Annotated in this window: 3 protein-coding genes; all 3 read right to left on the reverse strand. The window is 30.1% G+C overall.

Annotated elements, in window-relative coordinates:
- Positions 1-86 precede the first annotated feature (86 nt).
- From CN514_RS24240 to CN514_RS24250, 3 genes are read right to left on the reverse strand one after another with little or no spacing between them, the layout of a single operon-like run.
- Complete coding sequence (locus CN514_RS24240) at positions 87-1406, reverse strand: SLC5/6 family protein (protein ID WP_098234757.1); 1320 nt, start codon at positions 1404-1406, stop codon at positions 87-89.
- Between the two features lie 3 nt (positions 1407-1409).
- The gene (locus tag CN514_RS24245; protein WP_098234758.1) at positions 1410-2108 is read right to left on the reverse strand and encodes a response regulator transcription factor; all 699 of its coding nucleotides are present in this window, start codon (positions 2106-2108) and stop codon (positions 1410-1412) included.
- A complete protein-coding gene (locus tag CN514_RS24250; protein ID WP_098234759.1) occupies positions 2105-2866 on the reverse strand; it encodes a sensor histidine kinase in 762 nt (253 codons plus the stop codon). The genes CN514_RS24245 and CN514_RS24250 overlap by 4 nt, the downstream gene beginning before the upstream one ends.
- Positions 2867-2923: the final 57 nt, after the last annotated feature.

Raw genomic sequence — 2923 nt, forward strand, 5'->3', positions numbered from 1 at the left:
TTTTTAAGCAATTTAAAACTGAAATTTTCAGCTAATAAATACTTCAAAATAAAAAAGAGCTAATCAAGTCAACTGATTAGCTCTCCTTATGACATATTTACAGACTCTTTCTTACTAAAAAACTGGATTGTAAAACCAAAAATAATAATTACAATAGAAAATAATAAACTCAACCAAATGCTTTGAAATTCACCTACATATGGCTGAACAATATAGGAAAGTATGATACTGATTACAATACTAATTGGAATGTAATTACCGACTTTACCTTTACTAAAGACAATAACTAAAATTGGAAATAACAATGCAGAATATACATTTCCTGAGTAAAATAATAGTTCAATAATTTTTTTTGATTGAATAATTGTAGCGAAAAAGATGATCGCCCCAATTATCACGGATAGAAGATAAGCAAGTTTTATTTTTCTTTGATCATTTTTTATCGTGTGAAATGGCTCAATTATATTGATAATAATTAAGCTAGAAAGAGAATGTAAAACCGCACCAAATGTTGATGTAATCGCATTAAATGCACATAAAACGAAAAGTATGAAAAAGAATGGTGTTGTAATTTTATTTGCTAAACCAACTAAAATTGATTGAATATCTGTAAATCCACCTGTAAATATAACAATAATAAAAAGACATGAAAATGAAAGGGGGAAAATACACCATATTAACCCGGATATTGAGAATGTTAAAGGAAGTTTTTTCGATTCAATCATAAATAATCGGTGCCATGAAGTAATGTCAAAGAAAAACTGACCAAATCCTACTAATAATCCTGAAAATAGAAAACCCCATAAATCGTAATGATCAATGACTAGCATGTATGGATGGTATAATTTAATCCCATCATATACGGGTTGAACGCCCTCTTTTACGAAAAAATACAACGGAATTAAAATTGCCGCTGCAAACATTGTAATGACTTGGAATCCAGCTAATCCATGTATCATCTTTAATCCACCAAAACCTGCAAAAAGTACACAAAAGCTTATAAAAATGATTATTTCTATGTACAACGGTAAATTAAAAAGAAAATGAAATAACGTAGATGCAGTCATCGACTGTATATATAATATGTGTAAACTAGTTAATATTAAAATACAAATCATAATCCAATAACCAAGTGGATGTAGTTTCTTCTTCAAATAATCTCCAATTGTTAAACCATCTGGGTACTCCTGTCGAACCTTTTTCCCGATAAAACTAAATACAAATAAAGCAATCGCACCTAAAAATGCATATCCGATTCCACCAAATACGCCATATTTAATCATTGATTCTGGCGAAGATAATATCGTAGTTCCTGTTACCCAACGTGCCAAGAGAGAAATAATTCCCATTCCCATTCCAATTTGAATAGGACCTTGTACGTATTCTCTAAATGAACGTGAATTCACTGTTTATTTTCCTTTCTCACGATACTCTTTTGGAGTAATGCCCTCAATTTTGCGGAATAAAGTACTAAAGTAATGCTGACTATTAAAGCCTGAGTTTTCTGCTACATCGGATATGTTCCAATTTGGATTATTTGTTAAATATCGCTTGGCTGCTTGTATTCTATAGTCTATTAAATATTCTGAAAACGAAACACCGACTTCTTCGTGAAATTTTCTACTTAAATAAGTATGATTCGTGTGAACTTCTCTAGCAACGTCAGAAAGAGAAAGTTTTTCAGCGAAATGATCATGAATATATAAAAGAGTTTGGTGTATTAAACTAGAATATTGGTTTGATGTGTCGGTATCACTATATTTAGATAAAACTTTATATAATTCACTTTCTATAATAGGTTTTGTTAAATAATCTAGTACTCCGATTCGGATTGACTGTTGGGCATAATCAAAACTTTGATATGCTGTAACCATAATAATATCAACGTCTTTATTTAGTGCTCTAAGTTCTTCACCAAACTCTAGTCCTGAGCGTCCTGGTAGATTGATATCTAGAAAAGCAATATTAATTTTATGATTTTGATTAATTGTGATTGCTTGGCATGCATCAGCAGCTTTAAAAAACTTCCATAATGGAAACATATTTTTTATCAAATATTCCATCTGTTCAAGCTCTAATGGTTCATCATCTACTAATAATACATTCAATTTATTTTCCCTCCTTTACTCTCATATATAAGTGGCCAAACGACCTTAACATTTGTTCCTGATTCATTTGAAGTAATCAGTACATGTCCACTATTACCAAAATATAGTTGTAATCTCTTTTTTATATTGTCTAATCCATGGCCTTCTTGATTAGAAAAAGAATTAGTCATTCCCATTAAACCATTATCAATTACTTCTAAGCAGACTAGCTCGGAATCTTGATAAAATCGAATATGCAGTAAAGCCTCTCCAACCTTTTTTTCTAAACCGTGTTTAAATGAATTTTCTACTAAGGTTTGCAAAATAAAAGGAGGGACTAGCGCATTATATAAATCTTTTGGACAATCTAACTGTGTTTTAAGACGATCTCCAAACCTTAGATTTTGAATGTCTAAATAATATTGAGTATATTGTATTTCTTGATTTAACGGAATTAAGGGCTCGGATGATTTATATTTAAATCTTAAAAATTGAGAGAACGTTTCTAGGGCCCGGATTAATTCCGTAGTTCGATTTAAACGCGCTAGGCTTAATATGACATTAAGTGTATTAAATAAAAAGTGCGGTTGAATTTGCTGATTTAATTTATTGTATTGAGCTTCTTGTAATGCATGTTCTAACCGAATTTCTCTATTTTTATTTTCAAGTAAGTCAATTCTTTTTTCAAAGATAAACAAAAATAATAAAGCAATAGCTCCCATAATAGGAGCTAAAATAAATAGCATAATTAGTAAAGTAAATCCCTCGTAACTAAGCATGAAGAACCTCAAATAGTTTTTTTGATAATATTTTTAATTTTTTTGAAAACTTTGTTT

It is taken from the genome of Bacillus sp. AFS001701 (genome assembly GCF_002559405.1).
Classification (GTDB): domain Bacteria; phylum Bacillota; class Bacilli; order Bacillales; family Bacillaceae_G; genus Gottfriedia.

Coding starts and splice junctions, on each gene's coding strand:
- CN514_RS24250 (WP_098234759.1), bottom strand. CDS start 2,866: ATGCTTAGTTACGAGGGATTTACTTTACTAATTATGCTATTTATTTTA.